Consider the following 21519-nt stretch of genomic DNA (forward strand, 5'->3'; position numbering starts at 1 on the left):
GACTGCCGTATCACACGAAATGTCGGATGAACCGTTATTTTCTTATGCCTTAGTGGCATCAATCGGATTGCTCTTTATTGCACCCCTATCATCTTGTAATCATGGTGAGGTAACCATATCCGATGATGAGCAACGCGACAAAGCCTATCAAGAGATTGCTGAGACTTTCGTCAATAAAACGGTAATCCCTACTTATACTAAGATGGCCATAAAAGCTGCTGACTTAGTAGAGGACTTACGGACTTATCGAAAGGCTCCTACTCAGGAGAATCTCAATAAGGCGTGTGAAGACTTTATAGAGTCTCGTGGCTGGTGGGAGCGTAGCGAGGCATTTCTCTTCGGGGCAGCAAGTGATTTTGGTATCGACCCACATATCGACTCTTGGCCTCTTGACCTACCAGCTCTGCAAAAATATCTAGACAAAGCAGCAAATATCAAGGAGCTAGATGGAGAGGACTCCGATATAGTAGCAAGGACTAAGCTTGGTCAGGAGCTTCTCGGTTTTCACGGAGTTGAGTATATCCTCTTTGAGAATGGCAAGCCTCGCACTGCTGGCTCTATATCTGAAGAGCACCTGATATATGCCATTGCCGTAGCTGGTGACTTGCGTAATAGCTGCTGGCAATTGCTAACCGCGTGGGCTGGTGAGGAGCATGCCTCTAAGCTCAATAAAGAGCTAGTGAAGCATATTCTGGAAGATGTGGAGCTACAAGTGCTAGTAGGTGGCCAGTTCTCCTATGGAGAGAATATGGTTAAGGCCGGACAGCCAGGTTCGATATACCGCTCTTGGATCAATGCCATGGAGGCCATTGTCTCTGGATGTAATGATATTTGCGATGAAGTAGGTACTTCTAAGATTGGTTCGGCGCACACTGGTGAGGATATATCCTATATTGAGTCGCCTTACAGCCAAAGGTCTATCCATGACTTTTATGACAATATCACCTCCGTAGAGAATGTGTACCTTGGTGGTATCGAGGGAAATCGTGGAGCATCACTTCACCAGTATATGCAAACGCATAATAAGGCAATGGATGCCAAGGTACTTAAGGCCATAGACAATGCCAAAAATGCTATTAAAAGCATGAAGGCACCTTTCGTCCTCAACTATACGGATGCAGGATGTAAGACTGCTATGGATGCCTGCAAGGCACTCGATGAAACGCTTAGCGAACTCAAGCAAGAGCTGGCTAAGAAGTAGTATTGCTCTCTATGTGGTACCTCTTTTGAGACTGTTGCACGAAGGCGATCTGCTTCGTTACTTTCGGAATTCGGCCTAGGTCACGTACGTGAGTACGCTCCCTTCACCTCACCCTCAGCGCCTTGCATATCATCCTTCGTGCAAAGTCTCGGCACATTTGGAACAAATGTGCGAGAATGGCACTTCGTGCAACATTCTCTTTTTATACCAGTGAGGTGCCAGCAGAATCTCATTGAGTGCCCTGGGAGAATAAGCAATTGTTCCCTGGGCACTCAATGAGCACTATTAAAATGAAACAACAAACCTACATATATCAATGAATCAAATGAGGTACAACACAAAAGCCCTATTCCTGTCTGCAGCAGGGATACTATTGGGATTACTCTCTACATCATGCCAGAAGGACCCTGGCTGTGACCCGAAAGGAGAGGAAGAACTAGCCGATGAGTGGTATGCTGGCGGACGATTGGGCACCACCTTTAATTCCACTGCCAGTGCATACGAAGACCCTACACCAGCCATCGAGGAAGCTGGGCTTGAGTTTCAATTCAAAATGGGCGAATTCTTTTTTGAGCGCCCCTTTAATTCAAGTCAACGCCCTTTCAATGGTCGAGGGCCACTCTACTCACGCCCTTCTTGCGAAACCTGCCATATTGGCTATGGTCACGGATGGCGTATCACCAAGTTCGACCCTAAGGAGTGGGGTAATTCTACGGAGCTAGAGATCTGTAATGCTGATGGCGACTTGCTCTCCTTCTTCAGCCCAAAATTCCAAGGTATGCCTCCATTCAAGTCTTATCTAGACCCCTCTAAGGTGGAAATTAATTGGCTGGAGTACACTGACGACTGGGGCAATACATTCCCCGATGGTGAGAAGTATAGCCTCATCTACCCCGAAGTGAAAATACCAGAGGATGCTTACTATGTCAAGCCTTCACACCATGGGAAGCCTGTCGCAGTGGAGGATATTATGATTCGGCTCAAGAATGCAATTCCTTTCTTTGGCAACGGCCTGATAGAGGCTATTTCTGACGAAGACCTCCTCGCCCAGTGGCAGCATGAGGCACAGTTTACGGAGCTGGACCCAAGTAGGTTTGCCAATGGCCAATGGACTGCTATTGACTCAATCACCATGCGTCCATTTAGGTTCGGACACTTTTTGGAGCTGAGCACCTTTACCTTTGACACCCAGCACTGGGCCAACTTCAATGTTACTCGCCCCGGCCTTACTTCGGTCAACGTGACGAAGGAATACGCCCTCACTGCGAGCAAAGACCCTGAGGTGCAGGCAGAGTTCTACCGCTATTACCCTGAATGGAATAAGACGGGTGACCCTGAAAAAGATATCTACAATTACTTTATGAGCAATGATCACCCCGAAGAGATGCAGCTAGAGGACTACGTCAATTACATGACGTGGCTGCGAGGCCTCGCTGTACCGGCTGCCCGACACATGGATGATCCAGTGGTGCAAAGAGGAAAAAAGCTCTTCACGGAGATTGGTTGTGCCACTTGCCATAGACCTTCGTGGACAACGGGTGAGGACCTACTTACCTATCCAGGTGAGCCACAATACACCCCCAACGACCCACGAATGCCACACTATCCACACCAGACCATTTGGCCATATACCGACTTGGTATCGCACCGTCTCTATATGAAAAACGATGTACGTAAAGGCTGGATCCGCACTCCTCCGCTTTGGGGTAAAGGGCTAATGAGGATATGCACTGGCCATGATGATCGGCTCTACGATGCTCGTGCTCGCAATGTGATTGAGGCCATTATGTGGCATGGATGCTCACGTGAGGGAGGTGTCTCTCAGGCACGTTGGACCACTGAGAAGTTTAGGGAGCTGAAGCGAGAAGACCGTGAGGCAATTGTGAAGTTTATTGAGGCGATTTAACCCTCCCTAATTATTACTACATCGGATCTAATGAAGAGACGATTGACTATTATTTCTTTTGGGCTATTGATCTTGACCATAATGGTCTTGATCATAGCCACTTTTATTGAAAAGGTAGAGGGAGCAGCCTTTGCCCATCAGTACATTTATGGGTCGTGGTATTTTGTTGGCCTCTGGTTGCTACTTGCCATCTCAGCATTGGCGCTACTACTGAGATACCATCGAAAGGGTTGCCACATGGGAGCTCTGCTCCTTCACATCGCTTTTGGGGTAATCCTACTGGGCTCCGGGCTCACCTATTTCTTTTCCCAAAGGGGCGACCTTTACCTCTATAAGGGAGAAGCGACTAACTCCTTTACCACTAAGGAGGGGAAGAGTGTGGAGCTCCCCTTTACCGTAAATTTGGAATCGTTCGAAATACTCTATTATGCCGGTACACAGTCGCCTATGGACTTTGTGAGCTCGCTCCGCTTTGATGATGGTGGGGCAGAACGGGTCTCAATGAATCACATTGGACATCATCGGCAGTACCGTTTTTACCAAAGTGGCTATGATGATGACCAAAAAGGGGTGCGGCTCAGCGTTGCCTATGACCCCTGGGGGATTGCTTTTACCTACTGTGGCTATGGGCTGCTCTTAGTGGCCATGATCCTAGTCTTGGTAGATCCGAAGGGCGAATTCCGTCGAACGCTAAGGCAACTATCTCAAGCACGAAAGGTGGTGCCGATGCTGCTCCTTCCTCTCCTATTGCTCTGTACTTCGCAGAGTGCTTATGCATCTAGTGGCCGTGCCCTTCCAGGCGTGATGCCACCAACACAAGCGGAGCAGTTTGGTCAATTGTATGTTTACCACAATGGGCGTATCTGCCCCATGCAGTCGTTCGCTCGTGATTTTGTGACCAAGCTGTATGGCAAACCCTCTTACAAAGGCCTGACTGCCGAGCAGGTACTCACTGGGTGGCTACTCTATCCTTCCGATTGGATTGAGGTGCCTATGATTCGAGTGAAGGGCGCTCCGATGCGCTCCCTTTTGGGTATAGAGAAGCGGTATGTCAGCTGGCAAGATTTCTTTGATGAGGCGGGTGAGATGAAGTTGTCGGGAGCACTCCAAGCACTCAATACGGGTCATCTACCCGAGGGAGAGGCTAGAGACCTACTGGCACTCTACGAAAAGTACAATATTGTCGGCTCGCTACTCTCAGGGCAAGGGATCAAGATGTTTCCCATTCCAGAGGGGGGAAGCATCCAATGGATGGCACAGGCCGACCGTTTGCCCACCGACCTCCCTGAGGATGAATGGCTCTTTATCCGTCGTTCCACAGATTATCTCACCGAGCTTACCCGCACGCATCATTATGATGAGCTCTCTGTGACCTTGGAGAAGATTCGCCGCTACCAGCAAAAGAAAGCGGGTGAGCTATTACCCCCTGAGGGTCGCTTCCAGAGTGAAAGGCTCTACAACCAACTATCCCACACGCTACCACTGGCGATTACCTTGATATTGCTGGGGGTTTTCTATTACATCCTTATATTGAGCAACCGTCTAAGAGAGCAAAATGCCCCTAAACTCATCAAGCGCATCGGCCTCGGGCTAATGGGCATAGCCGCACTATACCTGATAACGTGCAGTACACTGAGAGGGGTATCAGCCGGACATATCCCTCTAAGTAATGGATTTGAGACGATGCAGTTCTTGGCACTCACTATCCTGCTTATAGCCTTTTTCCTCAGTTGGCACTCCGACCTCTTTCTCTCTTTTGGAATGCTATCCAGTGGCCTGGCACTTATGGTCTCTGTGATGGGGGAGAGCAATCCGCAGATGACCCCACTGATGCCAGTACTTAGCTCTCCGCTCCTGAGTATCCATGTGATCGTGATGATGCTCTCCTACACCCTCTTCTGCTTCCTTTTCTTTAATGGGATTACAGGACTGGTGCTACTGAGGAAGGGGAAGCCCACCGAGCAACTGACCCAGATCAGCCGCTTGCTACTCTATCCCGCACTCTTCTTGCTCACCGCCGGTATATTTATCGGAGCGGTATGGGCCAATATCTCGTGGGGTAGGTACTGGGGGTGGGACCCCAAAGAGACCTGGGCACTCATCACCATGCTCGTCTATGCCTTGCCCCTACACCAAGGTGCCCTCAAAGCCTTCAGGAAGGAGAAGTTTCTACACACCTACCTTATCGCCGCCTTTATGACCATCTTGATGACCTACTTCGGTGTTAATTTTATCTTGGGAGGACTCCACGGCTATGCCTAGCCCACACTTCACCCCCTCCCCACTAGAGTATATTGGAAGCCCGAAATAGAGCGAATAAATAAGTGCCCCCCCCTTTTCTAAAAGGAGGGCACTTATCATTATAAGCTATTATACCTCAATTTAGAGGTTAGAAGATACGTGTAGTGTGCTACCAGATAGCTGTCCTAGGATATCTACTACAGCTTGATCTAGCGTGCAGCCCCACGCCTTGGCATAACGACGTACATAGTCTCTTTGCTCATCCGTCTTGAGGTCGGCAAAGGTCTTCATACTATCATCCATGAGGTACTCCATACGGCTACTGAATACCACGAAGTGTATCTTCGTATCTAGATCCCATACATCCACTTGGAGCTGGGCTGTAGATGGCTTGTTGTAAGGTGATGGAGTTTCGGTCTTTGAGAAGGTCTTTTTAGGATCCTTCTTATTGGTAAGGGAGTGCATCAGTTTCACTTGGATATCACAAGAATAGGTCACGGGAATAACCCCTTCTTCAACCGGCTTAAATGGATTAAATTGAAGGATACCCTTAAAGCCACGTGGATCCTTGATGAATTTAGCCTCATCGTCAGATGCTAGCTTGTCGTGTGGGTCAGTATCCATATACCAGTACTTAAAGAGGTCTGTGACGCCATTTTGATCCTTTGGAAGGTTGGTCATCAGCTCTTCCTTATCCGTAGCGCCCCAAGATTTGATAGAATTATCTACTGGGATAAAGAAGTGCTGGTGGATATTCTCTTGCCCATTAGTTACAAATTGATGGGTGATGTCTTCTCCTTTAGCATTATAGTACTTGATTACTAGGGAGTAGAAATTGCCGCCATTGCCTGGCTTTGAAAGGCTCTCTCCATAGTCAAGACCGGTACGTACATAGAAGGCCTTTGGGCTATCCTCTGCTGGCCCCCACTCTAGTGTTGGTCTCCCATTGCCATCCTTCCCCTTTTTTAGCTTATAGGTAATCTTCTGGAAGGTTTTGAAGTACTTAACTTGGTCTGACACCCCATTTCCGTGCCAAGTTGAAGGGCCGTGCGTGTGGCACTCTTGTAGGATAAACTCTGCAGTAGTAGGATCCTCATGAAGCTTTTTGAGCTTTTGGTCTTCAGGCTCTGGGACCTGATTGACAATCCCATTCTTGCATCCAGTAGCCATCATAGCTACCATCATAGCCACCATCACGGTGAATAAGCTTTTTAATTTCATAAAATTGTTGTCTATAAAAATGGTTATTGTGTTGAAAAATAGTTGTTGTGATCAGAATGTCCACATTAGGCGCAGCTTCACGCTTCTACCTAGATTGTGGAAGTAGTATCTGAAGCGATTGGTGTAGTCTTTATACTCTGCGTTGGTGAGGTTTTCAATACTCACCTCCCCCTCTAGGCTTTTCCCGAAAGTGACAGGGGCTTTTGCCTTTAATGAGAGGTCGAAGAGTGTATAGGCCGGTGGGGTGAAGTCCACTAGGTCTAGCTCTGGGCTAAAGAGCGTTTGCTTTGCGACATAGGTCATCTCGAAGTTGCCTGATAGCTCTATAGAGGTGCCGGGAATGGTATACTCCGACTCTATCCAGTGACGCCACCTGAATGGGGCGATATTAGGGACATGTAGCATATTCTTTAGGTGTCCCACCGTGATGCCTGTTTGGAGCCCGTATGCAAGTAGTTTCCCTATGATATTGGCATTGGCTTTGAAGTCTGCACCGCAGAAGAAGGCGTTTTCTTGCCAGAAATCAAATACGGGGTACTCTCCTGCTTGAGTCTGAAAGAATGTGCCACGTTTAGTGGCCTGATAGATATATCCATTGACATACTGTAGAAATCCTTCAATAGAGCAGGCAAGCTTGTCCCCACTGTACTCTATGGAATTGACCCACTTATAGCCAATCTCTGGGGTTAGGTTGCGGTCGCCTCGGGAGAATACTCCTGCTGCTTTATCTACTCCGAGGGAAAAGCGTTCGTACACGTGTGGTGGACGCTGGAGGATAGAGAAACTACTAATGACCGAAAGCTTGTCGGTAGGAGTATAGCCTACGCCTATTTGCCCTCCTAGTAGAGTGCGGTGGTCAGCATCTGAGAAGTATTCACTTGCTAAGTCGTAGCCAGCTACTCCGATTGTATAATCTTCATACCTAAATCCCCAATCCATGTAGAAGTGCTCCCATACTTTTTTCTGCCAAGCAAATAGACTGAACGTATAGGCCTTATAGTTTGGAATCATCGGTTGCACACCGGTATCTTCGGGATTGTCATTGGTGGAGATTTGAATCTCCGCCCCCACTTCAGCTTCCGTACCTAGTAGGTTGTAGTGGTTCCAGGTTAGGAGCCCATCAAGTGTAGAGAGTCGCATGCTGTACTCTGGCACGTAGGATCGGTAATTGCGTCGATTGTGGTAATCCTTGTGTATATCTAGCTGGTAGGATAGATTGAGCCGAAGTACTTGCTCGGTGGTAAGATCGTAGCGAGTGCGCGAGTTGATAAGGTGATGCCACACTTTGGAGTAGGGGTATTGGATTTTCCTTGTGAATGGGTAGATAAGCTCTGGTTTCCCTATTTTCAGTCTCTGTTCAAAGAGATCACGACTTCCTATTTGCCAAGCAAACATGCTGGCTTCATGAGAGTGAAAAAAGGAGTAGTACAATTCGGAGGTAAATCGACTTCCACGCCTATAGCCCAATTGCGCAGTGGTACTCCATTGCCTACTACCCGTATTATTGAGTAGGTAGTGGGCAGTAGACTTATCGCCGTAGTTTTGATAAGAGGCGGCTATATTCCAAGCCCAATGATTATTGTGTGAGCCATTAATCCCGATGAGGCCAACCAGCCCACGCCCATTGGTGATATATGAGGTGGCAATCTTTCCCCCAATGCCCTTTTGTTGATATTCAAGCAATGGAGGGTCTATTTCTACTACACCACCTAGGGCTCCCGAACCATGCTTTACCACCTCTGCCCCCTTGAGTACTCGGACATTTTGCGCCATACTAAAGTCGATCTCTGGTGCCATATCGATGCCCCATCCCTGGCCTACGTGGCGTATGCCATTATTAACAATCATCACCCGATTACTGTGCATGCCGTGAATGACTGGTTTGCTCGCATTGGGACCCGTCGATAGCATAGATACTCCTTTTACTTTGGAGATGGCTTCAGCAAGCGAGCTCCCTAGATTACTAGAAATATCCCGGCTACTGAGTGTTTCTGCTACTGTAACACTCTTTGTAGTGGCTTTACTTTTTACCACTACTTCATTGAGCGAAAAGTTGGATGCATAAAGGGAGATATAGAGTGGGTGACCACTAGATGCCTCTTTCGTAGCATTCCTGATCTCAACGGCTTCATACGCAATGTGAGAGAACTTAAGGGTCGCACTGTGGGGCACCAATACGGTGATTTTTCCGCCCCTTGCAGTGACTCCTGTTTCACGGTCGTTGATTGATACAACCACTCCATCTATTGGTTCTTGCGTAATGGCATCACGCACGATGCAAGAGATGGATACTCCCTTGCTCTGCTCCTGTGCAAAAATGTCTGTCTTGGAAAATGTAAGCGATAATAACATCACTATACACTTACAGATGGCAAGACAACAAGGCTGATGACTCCTCATCATAAACTAGGATTAATGATTAAACTTGCAACTGGGTTGCAAGGGTAGCTAATGTTTTTTAGTTAGGCTATAAAAATGGGCAACTAATCAGGGCTTACGCATTAGAATAGTCTTGTGAGTGGCTTTTATCGGGGTGTCTATGGATAAGGAGACTGTTACACGGTGTGAATAATTAACATCCACGGACAAATTCATCCCACAAATAAGGGTGCAGATGGTCTTTGAATAACAGCCTAAAAAAGCAACAGCTAAGTGACCAAAAGTTTAGTTGCAACTAAGCATTTGCTTTGTTGCATCTCGGTTTGCTTAGTTGCAACTCGCCGATCGCTTAGTTGCAACTCCGTTTTCGCTTTTATATGGTTTTGAATATCAGCTTGTTATAAATTGGATTTTTGGGTTACTCCTTTCTCCTATTTTATAGGGTCATTAACTTATGCATTTACTCCTAATGCGTAACCCCTGCAGTACAAAAATCCAATGGCTGTCTGGTTGGAAAATAATATGTAAATTGCACTAGTAATTTGAAACTACGTAATCGTGAAGTGATATGAAAGATTTGACCATCTCAAACATAGAACGGCAGAATGTACTTAACAATCGTTTTGCGGTCAGTAAGGTACAAGAGCATCTTGATATAGAAGGAATGCTCTTTGAGGGCGAATACCGCTTTACAAAAAAAATGGTTGCCGACTTTTATCAAGTTGACACATCTACAATAGATCGTTACCTGCAATCAAATTCTGATGAATTGAAGCATAACGGATATATTTTATGTAAGGGTAAACAACTGAAAGAGTTTAAGTTAGAATTTGCTCACCTTATTAATGAGGCGAGCAAAACAACACAACTTGGACTGTTTAATTTCCGCTCTTTCTTGAATATGGGTATGCTACTTACAGAGAGTGAAAAAGCCAAGAAAGTCCGTAGCCTCATCTTGGATTTTGTGATTACCACTATCAATGAAAAGACAGGTGGAGGAACAAAATATATCAACCGCAGGGATGTGCATTACCTTCCTGCCGCAATTACAGAGGAAAACTATCGTAAAAATCTCACTTCTGCCATCAAACAATACGTGGAGGGACATCCCACATACAAATATTCTCAAATTACAGATTTCATTTACAAGGCTGTATTCAAGGAGAATGCTAAGGAATACCGGGAAGTGTTGAAGTTGGATTCCAAAGACAATGTTCGACACACGCTGTATTCAGAGGTTTTATTGGTTATTTCTTCTTTTGAAAACGGTGTGGGTGCAGTTATCAATGAACGATTCAAGGAAAACGGTGGCAGAAAACTTACTATTGACGAAGTGAAGCGTATTGTAAACGAACTTGCCGAACATCCCATGCAGAAACCTTATCTGAATGATGCCAGAACAAAAATGGCTTCAAGGGATTTTAGTTTCCGGGATGCGTATCATGGTAACATTGCAGACTATCTACAAGCTGTTACTCCTGAAGAGTTTGAACGATTCATCGGTGACCAGTCTATTGATTTTGACCAAATTTTAGCGGACAATAAAGATGTACTGAAACGCTTAAAACAGGCAGAGGATGAGTAAGGAAATTATTTACATAGATTACGATGAAACTCTAAGCATCTATGGCAAAATGATTGATGCCAGTGATGGTGGCTTTGAAGGAGTGCGTGATGAAGGCGGTATTCGTGCTACATTGGATTTTGTGCAAAACGATTTATACTATCCTACCTTTGCCGACAAACTGACCTATTTGATGTATAGATTTTGTTCCGGGCACTTCTTCAATGATGGGAACAAGCGTATTGCACTGAGTTTGGGTGCGTACTTCTTACATAAAAATAATTACTATTGGCACGCTTGTATCTGTATGCGTACATTGGAATCTATCATTTATCACGTGGCAGCATCGAACATCGACCAAGATTTGCTGCTACGCATCGTCAATAGCTTTCTAACCAGTAAAGATTATGACGAAGAGCTGAAAATAGATATTGCCAATGCCATGAGCAAAGGTGAGTTAGGAATACAAGGCGAAGATTACGAATAACTGAATATAATTATGGCGAATGTACTTGAAATCATAAAACGTAGATTTAAATTACTAGTGTAATTTACTTATTATTTTCCAACCAGACAGCCATTGGGGTCTTGTGGACTTTTTTTGTCAGTGTCAATATTTTTTGTATCTTTGCCATTGCTTAAGGCAAATGGTTCGTTGGCCGAGTGGTTAGGCAACGGTCTGCAAAACCGTGTACGGCGGTTCAAATCCGCCACGAACCTCTATAGTTTTTTCATAATAATTTAAGGTTTAAGTAGGTACCTTAAGTCGCGAGACTTGAGGTATTTTTTTGTATCTTTGGGGAATATGAGAGGTGGCACTTTTCTTTGCCACTAGTAATTAAGATAGAACGACATGATAGAATACTTGAGAGGGAAGCTGGTAGAGCGTACCCCCACGGCTGCGATAATAGAGGTGGGCGGAGGAATAGGCTATTTACTCGCTATCTCCCTCAATACCTACAATAAGATACGCGAGGGAGAGGAGGCGAAGCTCTTGGTGCATGAGGTGCTGAGGGAGGATACCCACGACCTTTATGGCTTTTGTGAGGAGGCGGAGCGGAAGCTCTTTCGTCTGCTGATTACGGTGAATGGCGTTGGTCCTGCCACGGCTCGTCTGGCACTCTCTAGCTTTACCCCAAGTGAGCTCACCCGACTGATTAAGGAGGGAAATGAGGCGGGATTGAAGTCGATCAAGGGGGTAGGGGTTCGTACCGCTCAGCGAATTATTGTGGAGCTGAAGGATAAGATCGAAGCGGAGATGGGCACCTTCAATATCGGCATTGATAGTAGTAAGGACCCACTTGCCACGGAGCACCAGGCTATGTACGAGGAGGCGGAGAAGGCGTTCATTGCCCTTGGCTATCCTGCTGCAGCTGCCCGCAAGGTGGTGGCAAAGCTGGCAAAGTCCGATCCCAATATGAGTATTAATGATATGATCCGCAAGGGTCTGCAGATGCTGTAGCGTGTGTGGAGAGCGATGCGACGGTGCTACGTGGCATTGCCCCTTGTACTACTCTTCTGGGGTAGTGGAAGGGCGCAATCTCTCCAGACCGATTCGGTGGGGTATCTCCCGGCGACGGGCTACTACCTCCTCTATAGCCGAGATAGCTTGGGGGCGTGGCAATTGCGGGAGCTACTCACCTCCGAGGAGTATTTCCGTGCGAAGGCACTACAGCAGACGGGTGAAGTCTTTTATGAAAAAGGGAAGCCTCCACTTCCCAAGCCCCTTCCCCAGCGTCCTAAGCTGGGATTAAAAGCCAATGGTTATCTCTCCCTCAATCTAAGTCATACCACTACTGAGGAGGATAATCCTCTGCTACCAGTGGGGCTACGCAAGCGAAGCCATTTCACCATTTTGCCAGAGATGAATATTCACCTCAAGGCCAACTACTCCGAGCGATTGCAGCTCGACCTTAGTTACACTACCGAGCCGGTGATGGCGGATCGCCGAAGTAGAGTGCGGCTGAGGTATGAGGATGAAAACTACGACTTTGTGCAGCGACTACAGGCGGGCAATGTGCGAATGGAGAGTCGCAATCCGTTGATTGATACCGGTGGGGAGCTCTTTGGCGTACGGGCGGACTTGCTGATGGGTCCTTTCTCGTTTCAGGTGGTGGCCAGTCGGCAGTATGCCGAGGAGCGTAAGATTGTAGTGCAGGGCGGACGACAATTGATCCAGACGGAGCTGAAAGGGAGTGACTACGACTTTGCTCAGCACTTCTTTCTCTCGGAGTTCTTTGCCGCCCAATATAGCGACGCACTCAAGCACTTGCCCCTTGTGGAGAGTGACCTCTACATAGACCGAGTGGAGGTGTGGGTCACCACCCCACGTCAGATGGATAATCGGAGCCGTTCGGAACCGATTACTGCCTTCAAAGGGGCTTCGACTGCTCAGCAACTCCCTAGTAGCAACCTTTTTGAGGCAAGTGGTATCGAGATCACTTCTGCCCGAAAGCTTCCGCCTTCGGCCTATACCCTCCACCCGACACTCGGATTTATCTCACTTCAAAGTCGACTGGGGGACGGGCAGATACTAGCAGTGGCCTACAGCTATCATTACAAAGGAAAGCGGTATCAGGTGGGGGACTTGGTGACTGCGGAGGGGGGTAGTCGGCGTGTAGCACTGCTGTCGGAGCAGGATCGCTCTCCTCACTCACCGCTTTGGGGGCTGATGATGAAGAATGGCTACTCTCTCTCGGGGGCAAGGCCAGATATCCAGAATGACGAACTACAGGTGTCGCTAGTTTTTAAGGACGAGGAGGCGGGGGTAGATAAACCGATTGTGGAGAGAGGAGCGGATAGTGGTCGCTCGTGGCTCGACCTATTTGGCTGGGACCGAGCCGATAGCTCTGGTCGGGGTGGGGCACCCGATGGGCTCTTCGACCTGATTGATGGGGTCACTTATCTCAAGGCGACTGGCACCCTCTTTCTACCTCAAAGGTATCCTTTTGTAGAGATACCTCGGGATGGCTACCCTACCTTTCAAGCACTTTATACGAAGAGCCAACGTGAGGCAAAGGAGGCTCAGGAACTAGACCTCTTTAGAATTCAAGCGGAAGTGACGGGGAGCCAGATGCAGTCGGTGTCGCTAGGTCATCAGAAGATTGAGCCAGGGAGTGTGCGGGTAGAGGCGAGTGGTCGACAGCTTTCGGAGGGGGTGGAGTATGTGATTGACTACCTTTCGGGGAGGCTTACGCTGACCACCAATACCACGGAGACGATTGAGATTACGGTGAAGGAGCGAGAGCAGCAGCGACGCAAGGAGAAGTCTCTGGTGGGTGCGGAACTGAATTGGACGCCCTCCCCTCGCCTCAATGTCGGCGGTACGCTGCTCGCCTATTGGGAGGATAGCCGACGTAATAGGATACGGTGGGGAGAGGAGGTGCTACGCAACCGTATGTGGGGGGTACATGCTAGCTACCATTGGGAGAGCCCATCGGTAATTGAGTGGTTCAATGAGTGGAGTGGACTGGAGGTGCGGGAGCCACTGAAGCTCTCTCTTCAGGCCTCTTATGCGGAGCTGCTTTCCGATTATAATCGTTCGCGCAGTGGCAGTGATAAGATCGTAGTGGAGGACTTTGAGGAGGGCAATAGATATATTGAGCTCACCTATCCGCAGGGGTGGTCTCTAGGGCAGGTGGAGCGACCTGAGAGCCGTGCCCAACTGGCGTGGTTCAAGGTGGATGCTCTTCTGGTACGGGATGGTGCACCGCACCAACCAACACACTTAATGAAAGACCAAAGTCAGCGCCACCACCCTTTGGTTCGGGAGGTGCCCCTCGAGGAGTTCTTTCCGCAGCGCGACCGTTCGCCCATCGGGTTGCAGACGCTCTCCACGCTCAATCTCTCTTTCTATCCCTCCGAGCGTGGTCCCTACAACCCTCAGTCTCCCACTGCACCGCAGGAGATGTGGGGCAGTATCAGCTATCCCCTTTCGACCAATGACCTAGAGAATCGGCGCTACAGTTACATGGAGCTCTGGATGCTCGACCCCTTTACCCTTGACCCCGATGCCACTGAGGGGATGCTCTACCTGGATCTTGGGCGAATGAAGGAGGAGATTCTCCCCGACGAAGGTATCTACTACGAGGGAAGTGAGGCGAAGCAAGAGACGGAGTGGGGGCGGAAGGCACTCACCCCGCCACAGCTCTACGGTTTTGATACTACGGGAAAGGTACCGATCAATCAGCAAGATGTGGGGCTGGATGGACTGACCTCGGAGGAGGAGCGGAGCCACCCTCGCTATCAATTGTTTCGTGATGAAAAGGACCCCGCAAAGGACGACTATCGCTTCTTCTTGGGCGATGAATGGGACGAGGTGGAGGCACCGATCTTGGAGCGTTATCGCTATATCAATGGTATGGAGGGCAATTCCACTCCTCGGGTCATTCAAGGGGTGGAGAGTGCCCGGACGTGGGACCCCGATACCGAGGACCTCAATAGGGATATGATTCAGGAGCAGGAGGAGGGCTATCTGAGGTATGAGTTACCGATCACTCGTCAGGGACTGAGTGGTGAGCAGATTGTGGGGGAGAAGCGACTAAGCGAGCGAGAGCGGTGGGTGAAGCTACGAATCCCATTACATGCCCCTTCAGAACAGATTGGGCAGCGAGTATCGCTACAAGATGTGCGGACCCTTCGGTTGTCGCTCACCCGTTTTAGCAAAGAGGCGCAGCTCCGACTAGCACAGTTTAGGATCGTCTCTACCTCGTGGAGTAAGTTTCAGAGCAGCATCGAGCCGAGTGATATGCGTAGTGCCGAGATGCAGATGAGTACCCTTTCTCTGGAGGAGGATAGCCAAAGGGCACCAATCCCTTACCTCTCTCCGCCCGAAGTGGAGCGGGATGAGGTGGCGAGTGACTGGGCACTACGTGCTGAGGATGAGCAGGCTTTGGCGATGAAGATAGCGTATCTAGCACCTGGCCAGCCGGTGGCTATCTACAAGGAGCAATCGCTCGATCTTCGCCACTATCAGCAGTTGGAGCTCTGGAGTCACTTGGAGTCGGAGCAGATGATTGCAAGGGGTGAGTTGGAGCTTTTTATTAGGGTGGGGCACGACTTTACTCGCAATTACTACGAGTACCGCCTGCCACTTGAGGCAACTCCCATCGGCAATTATTCGGCACTCGGTGAGGAATTGATAAGGTCTGAGGTGTGGCGACCCAATAACCTCGTCCAAATCTCCTTGGCAGAGCTGACAGAGCTCAAGCAGCAGCGACTGTTGGCAGGAGCCGAGGACCATATCCCCTTTGTACAGCCCGATCCTGCACATCGTGGGGCTACCATGGTGGTGAAAGGGCAGCCCACACTGGGTGAGGTGACGGCCGTACTGATTGGGGTGCGGAATAAAAGTGACCGCCGACTCTCTGCGGAGGTGTGGGTCAATGAGATGTCGGTGAAAGGAGCAAGGGCCGTGGGTGGAAAGGCAGCCCAAGGGGCGATGCAATTGCAGTTGGGAGAGCTAGCATCGCTTCATCTAGATGGGCAGTATCGCACTGCTGGCTTTGGCGCGATCACCTCGGATAGTCGCAAGTACGAGCTACAGGATATGCAGTCCTTCCTCCTTCGCACCGAGCTAGAGCTGGGTATGCTACTGCCCAAGCGGTGGCAACTGAGGTTCCCTATTCGTTACTCCCTAGAGCGACAGAAGTCTACTCCCTTCTACGATCCCTTTGATAGCGACCTCCGTAATGAAGGGGGCATCGGTGCCACCTTTAGGCAACAGGAGAGCCTAGAACTCGCCGATATGCGTTGGCTCAATTCTGCTGATAAGAGGCGTCCGTGGAGCCTCTCCAATTGGCTATTCAGCTACCGCCTACATCGCCAAAAGGGGTATGCCCCCGACCTACTTGAGGAGCGAGAGCGCAGCTCCGAGAGCGAAGTGACCTACCAATTCGATACCTCGCAAGGCAGTTATATCCGCCTCAATAGTCTCTGGAATCGCTACTTCAAGTACCAGCAATTCCCCTCCGACTACTCAGCCCTCACCACCCTTCGTAGCCGTTGGGACTGGGTCAGGGGGTTGCAAATCAAGCAGAGCTACAAGGGACTCACCCTCTCCCTACAAAGCACCACGATGGCACTCATCCACGAACCATTTGAGGCACGCCACCGCGAGAGTCAAGCGAGCCAATTTGAGTGGATGACGCGGGAGATACTACGAGACCTTACCGCGCTCGGCAGCACGGAGCATTACTTCGGGCAGTTGGAGCTCGCCTACCGCCTACCGCCGATGTCGGCTCATTGGCTCCAGCCACTCACGGGGCAGGCCACATGGCGAAGCAATTATCAGTGGCAACTAGGGGCAAGGAGCGCTCAGTACCAGCAGGGCAACAGAGCGGAGAATGGCACTTACCTCGACCTCTTGCTTCAGTATCATTTCAGCACGCTACCGATCAAAGTACTACAAGACTTCTCTCTGCACCTTCGCCGAACCACAGGTACCAGTTTGCCTGGGTTGCTCGCCGATGGGGGTAAGGTGATGGGGCTTGGCTTTGTCGACCGACAGTTGATGCCAGGCATTGCCTTTCGGCTTGGTATGGACCACCCTCTCTCCACCTTTGAAAAGATGCAGGAGCAGAGCCTCATTACCCAGAAGGGAGGCAGCCGACAGCCTCTAACCACCTTTTGGCGAAATGAAATGGAGGCACGGCTGAGGTTCGAGCCTTTGAAGGGACTCGAACTCACCTTTACCTACGAAAACAATCGGCACCACCACACCTCGGTGACCCCTTACCAAACCGAGGGGGCCAAGATAGAGCGAGGCAACCTACGATATAGCACCATCGCACGACTGCAGAAGCACCCCGAGGTAGAGCACTTTGCCCAGCAGTCGAGCCTCCTTTACCTGGAGCGTGAGGGGCTACCTAGCCTGTTGGCCACTCTGCCCAATTGGCAAGTGTCGCTCAATATCTCCCAGTGGCACTCGTGGCTAAAGGAGCATATCCCCACCCTCAAGCTGACCCATCAGTATCGGGCTTATGTGGAGGTGCCTACCTACTACATCACTGCCGAGCAGAATGACCTCCAAAGCCTAGTGGTGAGTGAGGAGCTGAGCCCGCTCATCGGGCTAGAAGTGAAGAGCCAGCTCGGCATCTCGCTAGAGGAAAGGTACAATAAGCGCCACTCCCAAACCCTCCAAACCACCGCCAAGCGGATACTCGATCAGACCGACCACGAACTCTATAGTCGGCTAGGCTATTACGTCACCTTTGCACCCCTCTTCACCAGTAAGATCAGCCTACTTAGGAGCGAGCGACAGAGCCTTCGCCTACAGCTCCACCACACCTATACCTATAGCCTTCTTCGGAATATTCAACAACAGGAGAGCGACCTTGCCCTACAAGGCATGAAAGCCCATACTCTGCAATTCTCAGCAGAGTATGGGCTTTCTGATGCCATTAGCGTTCGGGTGTTTGTGGAGCGTCAGCAGCGCCAACCACTCGTCTCCAATTACAGTTTTCCCTTCAAGCGAACCACCTACGGGCTACTCTTCCGTCTGCAACTAAAGCCTTGAGACTGTTGCACGAAGGCGATCTGCTGCGTTGCTTTCGGAATTCGGCTTCGGTCACGTACGTGAGTACGCTCCCTTCAGCCTCATCCTCAGCGCCTTGCATCTCATCCTTCGTGCAAAGTCTCAGCACATTTGAAGCAAATGTGCGAGAATGGCACTTCGTGCAAACATTACACTTCGTGCATCATTCTCGCCTTAGCCCACGGGCAATTACCCCCGAGCCGTAGCAAAGTTGCTGTGAACGGTCGTAGATCGTACAAAACTGCCCTGGGGCAATCCCTTGAATCAATTCAGTAGAGTGCAGAGTGTAGATCCCCTCAGCGTCCCGCTTCAGTTGTCCCACGGTAAAGTCGGGCGTGTGGCGTACCTTGAAGGTCACCTCTAGCTCCTCCCCCTCCATCGGGTCGAGCGTAATCCAGTGCATCTCCGGCATCTCCACCACATTGCCATACTGCGTCTCGGGGTCGTAGCCACGGCTTACATAGAGCCTATTTTGCTCAATATCCTTGCGGATTACAAACCACGGGCCACCCGATAATCCGAGCCCCTTCCGCTGACCGATGGTGTGGAACCAATAGCCCCGATGCTCACCGACCACTTTGCCCGTTTCCAGCTCAATGATTTCGCCCTTCTGAGTACCGAGATAGCGCTCCAAGAATTGATTATAATCTACCTTACCGAGGAAGCAAATCCCTTGGCTATCCTTTCGCTGTGCCGTGACTAAGTGCTCCATCGAAGCGATCCTCCGCACCTCACTCTTTGGCAGTTCCCCAAGGGGAAAATAGGCCTTTAGAAGCTGAGGATAGGTGATCTGAGCGAGGAAATCGGTCTGGTCTTTCACTGGGTCCACCGCCGTGGCGAGGAACTCCTTATCGCCCACCACCTTTTTACTCGCGTAGTGCCCCGTTGCGATCTGATCGTAATCCCGCCCCGCATACTCATTGAAGTAGCCAAACTTGATGATCCGATTGCAGAGCATATCGGGGTGAGGGGTACGTCCCTCCCGCACCGTATCAATGATGTATTGCACCACATAGTCCCAGTACTCACGATGCAGATTGACCACCTCCAGAGGGCGACCATAGTGCTTGGCGAGCCACTTCACCATCTCCATATCCTCCTCGCTAGGGCAGTCCTCATAGCCTGCCTCATTAGCTCCGATATAGATATAAAAGAGGTCGGGCGCCTCGCCACGCTCCATCATCAGATGGAGTGCCACGGAGCTATCCACACCGCCCGAGAGCAATAGTGCACGTTGCATAATCAGGATACCTTACTGCCTGGCTTCACCTCCTTGCTCGTGGTGAGTACGGAGAGGGAGCCATCGGCCTCCATTACGGAGAGAATCATCCCTTGGCTCTCGATTCCTCTCATCTTACGAGGGGCAAGGTTGGCCACAAAGATCACCTGCTTCCCTACCAGCGTCTCAGGCTCGTAGTGCTTTGCCAGACCCGAGATGATGGTCCGCTCTCCAAAGCCATCATCGAGGGTAAATTGCAGGAGCTTATCGGTCTTAGGCACCTTGGTACAAGCCTTGACCGTAGCTACACGGAGGTCGATCTTCTCAAACTCCTCAAACTTAATCTCAGGGGCAATCGCCAGTGGTTTTGCCGCCTTAAGAGCTGCCTCTGCATTGCTCTTCTTGATCGCTGCTAGGCGGTCGAGCTGAGCTTGGATCGTCGCATCCTCTAGCTTCTCAAAGAGGAGCTCAGGCTGCTCTAGCTGGTGGCCCGCCTCCAATAGGTCGCTCCTACCGATCTCCGACCAGGTGAGGGCGCCCTCCATATTCAGCAGATGGCGTAGCTTCTTCATAGAGAAGGGGAGGAAGCTCTCCATTAAAATAGCCAGATTGGCACTGATCTGTAGTGCCACATTGAGGATGGTAGCTACCCGATCCATATCTGTCTTGGCCAACTTCCAAGGCTCCATATCGGCGAGATACTTATTGCCTAGGCGAGCCAAGTCCATGGCTCTACGCTGAGCATCACGGATATGGAAGTTATCGAGAAGGTTGGCCACATCGTCGCGGATGGTACCGATCTCGGCAAGGACCGCCTTATCCTCCTCCTGAAGGGTGGTGATGGCAGGCACTTTCCCCTCAAAGTACTTGTGGGTCAGTACCAAAGCACGATTCACGAAGTTGCCAAGCACTGCCACCAGCTCATTATTGTTGCGAGCTTGGAAATCGCTCCACGTAAAGTCATTATCCTTGGTCTCAGGAGCATTGGCGGTCAAGACATAGCGGAGGATATCCTGCTTGCCAGGGAAGTCGCGTAGGTACTCGTGGAGCCAAACCGCCCAATTTCTACTGGTAGAGATCTTATCGCCCTCGAGATTGAGGAACTCGTTGCTAGGCACATTATCGGGGAGGATAAAGGAGCCCTCAGCCTTGAGCATCGCAGGGAAGACAATGCAGTGAAAGACGATATTGTCCTTACCGATGAAGTGGATCATGCGGGTCTCGGGATCTTTCCACCAGGTCTCCCAACTATCGGGGAAGAGCTCTTTGGTATTGGAGATATAGCCGATAGGGGCGTCAAACCATACGTAGAGCACCTTGCCCTCAGCGCCCTCTAGCGGTACCGGAATACCCCAGTCGAGGTCGCGGGTCACTGCTCTAGGCTGTAGCCCAAGGTCGAGCCAACTCTTCACCTGTCCGTAGACATTAGGGCGCCACTCCTTGTGCCCCTCGAGGATCCACTCGCGAAGCCACTGCTCGTACTTCCCTAGGGGGAGGTGCCAGTGCTTGGTCTCTTTCATCACTAGCTCCGAACCGCTGATGGCCGACTTTGGATTGATCAGGTCGGTGGCATTCAGACTGCTACCGCACTTCTCGCACTGGTCGCCATAAGCCCCTTCGTTGCCACAGATAGGACAAGTACCGGTGATGTAGCGGTCGGCAAGGAATTGCTTTGCCTCCTCATCGTAGTACTGCTGAGTGGTCTGCTCTATAAACTCGCCCTTTTCGTAAAGTGTGGTGAAGAAGTCCGACGCCATCTGGTGGTGCGTCTCGCTTGTAGTGCGTGAGTAGACATCAAAGGAGATGCCAAACTCTTCAAACGACTCTTTAATTAGCTTGTGGTAGCGATCCACAATGTCTTGTGGCGTTACCCCCTCCTTCATCGCTTTGATCGTGATGGGCACACCGTGTTCATCCGAACCACCGATAAAGGCCACCTCCTCGCCCTTCAGACGAAGGTACCTCACATATATATCTGCTGGGACGTAGACCCCTGCCAGGTGTCCAATATGCACCGGACCATTGGCATAAGGAAGGGCCGTCGTCACCAAAGTACGCTTAAATTTTCCGTTACTCATATCCTTCTTATTTCTATCCATTGTATATTTGGCACAAAGTTACAAAAATCAAATGACAGCGAGATAAATAGTGCCATTGGAGGCAGGGGTTACGCATTAGAAAGGACTTGCCGTATGGCATTCATAGGTGTGTCTATAGGAAAGGACCCCGGCTGAGGGGTCCGTGTTAAATAGGC

11 protein-coding genes and 1 tRNA gene are annotated in these 21519 nt (G+C 50.0%); 8 read left to right on the forward strand and 4 right to left on the reverse strand.

Going from position 1 to position 21519, the window contains the following annotated elements; all coding sequences use genetic code 11:
• The first annotated feature begins 19 nt into the window (after positions 1–19).
• The 3 genes from HMPREF3027_RS04035 to ccsA all read left to right on the forward strand — a co-directional run bounded on the left by HMPREF3027_RS04035 (position 20) and on the right by ccsA (position 5369).
• Positions 20–1201, forward strand: a complete 1182-nt coding sequence (locus HMPREF3027_RS04035) for an imelysin family protein (RefSeq protein WP_070707200.1) — start codon at positions 20–22, stop codon at positions 1199–1201.
• 316 nt (positions 1202–1517) lie between these two features.
• Positions 1518–3107, forward strand: a complete 1590-nt coding sequence (locus tag HMPREF3027_RS04040) for a di-heme oxidoredictase family protein (protein ID WP_021903196.1) — start codon at positions 1518–1520, stop codon at positions 3105–3107.
• 30 nt (positions 3108–3137) lie between these two features.
• Positions 3138–5369: a cytochrome c biogenesis protein CcsA gene (gene ccsA / locus HMPREF3027_RS04045; RefSeq protein WP_070707201.1), complete on the forward strand. Its 2232-nt coding sequence runs from the start codon at positions 3138–3140 to the stop codon at positions 5367–5369.
• Positions 5370–5489: 120 nt separating this feature from the next.
• On the opposite strand, the gene HMPREF3027_RS04050 is transcribed toward ccsA, so the two are convergent.
• Together HMPREF3027_RS04050 and HMPREF3027_RS04055 are read right to left on the reverse strand one after the other, a co-directional pair.
• A complete protein-coding gene (locus tag HMPREF3027_RS04050) occupies positions 5490–6569 on the reverse strand; it encodes a hypothetical protein (protein ID WP_070707202.1) in 1080 nt (359 codons plus the stop codon).
• A 51-nt stretch (positions 6570–6620) separates the two neighbouring features.
• Positions 6621–8972 carry a TonB-dependent receptor gene (locus HMPREF3027_RS04055; protein WP_083317498.1) on the reverse strand — a complete coding sequence of 784 codons (2352 nt, stop codon included), beginning with the start codon at positions 8970–8972 and terminating at the stop codon, positions 6621–6623.
• 544 nt (positions 8973–9516) lie between these two features.
• Between HMPREF3027_RS04055 and HMPREF3027_RS04060 the strand changes: the two genes are divergently transcribed.
• The 5 genes from HMPREF3027_RS04060 to sprA all read left to right on the forward strand — a co-directional run bounded on the left by HMPREF3027_RS04060 (position 9517) and on the right by sprA (position 18028).
• Positions 9517–10533 carry a hypothetical protein gene (locus HMPREF3027_RS04060; protein WP_018027515.1) on the forward strand — a complete coding sequence of 339 codons (1017 nt, stop codon included), beginning with the start codon at positions 9517–9519 and terminating at the stop codon, positions 10531–10533.
• On the forward strand, positions 10526–10999 hold the full coding sequence (locus HMPREF3027_RS04065; protein ID WP_070707204.1) for a Fic family protein: 474 nt from the start codon (positions 10526–10528) through the stop codon (positions 10997–10999). The genes HMPREF3027_RS04060 and HMPREF3027_RS04065 overlap by 8 nt, the downstream gene beginning before the upstream one ends.
• A 162-nt stretch (positions 11000–11161) precedes the next feature.
• Positions 11162–11232 (forward strand) — tRNA-Cys (locus HMPREF3027_RS04070).
• Positions 11233–11365: 133 nt separating this feature from the next.
• Complete coding sequence (ruvA, locus tag HMPREF3027_RS04075) at positions 11366–11974, forward strand: Holliday junction branch migration protein RuvA (protein WP_070707205.1); 609 nt, start codon at positions 11366–11368, stop codon at positions 11972–11974.
• 15 nt (positions 11975–11989) lie between these two features.
• On the forward strand, positions 11990–18028 hold the full coding sequence (sprA, locus tag HMPREF3027_RS04080) for a T9SS outer membrane translocon Sov/SprA (protein ID WP_070707206.1): 6039 nt from the start codon (positions 11990–11992) through the stop codon (positions 18026–18028).
• A 181-nt stretch (positions 18029–18209) separates the two neighbouring features.
• Here the strand turns inward: sprA and mnmA are convergent, their stop codons facing one another.
• Together mnmA and metG are read right to left on the reverse strand one after the other, a co-directional pair.
• Positions 18210–19286 (reverse strand): tRNA 2-thiouridine(34) synthase MnmA, encoded by a 1077-nt coding sequence (gene mnmA / locus HMPREF3027_RS04085; RefSeq protein WP_070707207.1) that lies wholly within the window; start codon positions 19284–19286, stop codon positions 18210–18212.
• Between the two features lie 2 nt (positions 19287–19288).
• A complete protein-coding gene (metG, locus tag HMPREF3027_RS04090; RefSeq protein WP_070707209.1) occupies positions 19289–21343 on the reverse strand; it encodes a methionine--tRNA ligase in 2055 nt (684 codons plus the stop codon).
• Positions 21344–21519: the final 176 nt, after the last annotated feature.

It is taken from the genome of Porphyromonas sp. HMSC077F02 (assembly GCF_001815465.1).
Lineage (GTDB): Bacteria > Bacteroidota > Bacteroidia > Bacteroidales > Porphyromonadaceae > Porphyromonas_A > Porphyromonas_A somerae.